Origin of the sequence: Nocardia otitidiscaviarum NBRC 14405 (genome assembly GCF_000308635.1) — a bacterium.
In the GTDB taxonomy this organism is placed as follows: Bacteria; Actinomycetota; Actinomycetes; order Mycobacteriales; family Mycobacteriaceae; genus Nocardia; species Nocardia otitidiscaviarum.
The window spans coordinates 1-745 of sequence record NZ_BAGD01000243.1 but is presented as its reverse complement, the minus strand read 5'-3'; the positions used below and the strand labels follow the sequence as shown (position 1 = coordinate 745).

Annotated in this window: 1 protein-coding gene; it reads left to right on the top strand. The window is 71.8% G+C overall.

The genetic code is table 11. The features are described 5' to 3' along the window. The coding region (locus ON31_RS29495; protein ID WP_039818357.1) for a condensation domain-containing protein at positions 1–745 on the top strand (745 nt) is incomplete at both ends.

Sequence of the window (745 nt, the reverse complement as noted above, 5' to 3'; positions counted from 1 at the left end):
CCCGGTGAGGAATACGGACGCCAACTCGAGATCCACCGCGAACCCGGACAACTCACCGGATGGCGCGCTCTGGACCGGCTCGACGACACGGTCATCGCCGCCGCCTTCCGCGAGTTGATGGCACGGCCCTTCGACCTGGAGGCTGGCCCGCTGTGGCGCTTCGAACTGCTCACGGCCGAATCCGCCCGCCCGGTGCTGCTTTTCGGCGCGCACCACGCCATGAGCGATGTGCAGTCGATGCTGCTGGTGGCGGGTGAACTCACCGCCGATCTGTCCGGTGCGCCACTCGGCGACACCGTCACCAATCGGGATACGCATCAGCTGATCGCCGCGCAACCGCACCGACGCGACCGCGACGACACCGCGGCCGACCGCTGGCGCGAGGCGTTCACCGGTGCCGAACGGCTGGAACTGACCCTGGCCAATCCCCGTCCGGCCCAGCGGAGTTACGGTGCCGGAGCCATCGCCCTCGACCTGCCGGACGGACTGCACGAGCGGGTCGCCGACCGCGCCCGCGATCTCGGTCTGACCCCGGCGGCGGTATTCCTCGCCGCCCTGACCGTCCTGCTGGCCCGGCGGCAGCATGTGGAGCGCTTCGCCATCGCGGTCCCGGTGGACACCCGCATGCACGCCGACGCCACCGACGCTGTCGGCTACTTCGGCGTGCCGGTGCCGTTCCCGGCCGCCGTCGCGGCGGGCGAACCGGTCGGCGAGGTGCTGCGCCGCACCGGTGCGTGCCTGCGCG